This window comes from Streptomyces sp. HD, from assembly GCF_028369295.1.
In the GTDB taxonomy this organism is placed as follows: Bacteria; Actinomycetota; Actinomycetes; order Streptomycetales; family Streptomycetaceae; genus Streptomyces.
Genome location: NZ_JAQMYP010000162.1, coordinates 1 through 793, shown reverse-complemented (window position 1 = coordinate 793; position 793 = coordinate 1). Strand labels below are relative to the sequence as shown.

The window sequence follows — 793 nt, the reverse complement described above, 5'->3', positions numbered from 1 at the left end:
CCTGGAGGTGGCGCTGTTCCGGCTGCTGGAGTCGTGGGGGGTTCGGCCGGATGTGCTGGCCGGTCATTCGATCGGTGAGATGGCGGCGGCGCATGTGGCGGGTGTGTGGTCGCTGGCGGACGCGTGTCGTCTGGTGGTGGCGCGGGGTCGGCTGATGCAGGCGCTCCCGGCGGGCGGGGCGATGGTGGCGTTGCAGGCCGCCGAGGACGAGGTGCTGCCTCTGCTCGATGACCGGGTGGGCGTCGCCGCCGTCAACGGGCCGCAGTCGGTGGTGATCTCGGGTGCGGCGGAGGCCGTTGAGGAAATCGCGGACCGCTTCCGCAGCCAGGACCGGAAGGTTACGGCGCTGCGGGTGAGCCACGCCTTCCACTCCCCGCTGATGGAGCCGATGCTCGACGACTTCCGCGCGGTTGCGGAACAACTCTCCTACGAGCGCCCGAAGTTGCCCTTGGTCTCCACCGTGACTGGTGCGCCCGTCACCGACGAGCTGATCTCCCCGGGCTACTGGGTGGAGCACGTCCGCCGCACGGTGCGCTTCGCCGACGCCATGGCCGCCCTCACCGAGCAGACCGTCACCCGTTTCCTGGAACTCGGCCCCGACAGCACCCTGACCGCTCTCGCTCAGGACTGTGTCGCCGACGAAGGACGGCTGTTCGTCCCGGCGTTGCGCAAGGACCGGGCGGAGGCCGGGTCGGTGGTCGCCGCCGTGGCCGCCGCCTTCACTCGCGGCTCGGACGTGGACTGGTCGGGCCTCATCCCCGCAGTGCCGTGGGTGGAGCTGCCGACGTATGCC

Annotated in this window: 1 protein-coding gene; it reads left to right on the top strand. The window is 71.0% G+C overall.

From position 1 onward, the window contains the following. On the top strand, nt 1-793 hold a 793-nt coding region (locus POF73_RS45800; RefSeq protein WP_272125478.1), incomplete at both ends, for an acyltransferase domain-containing protein.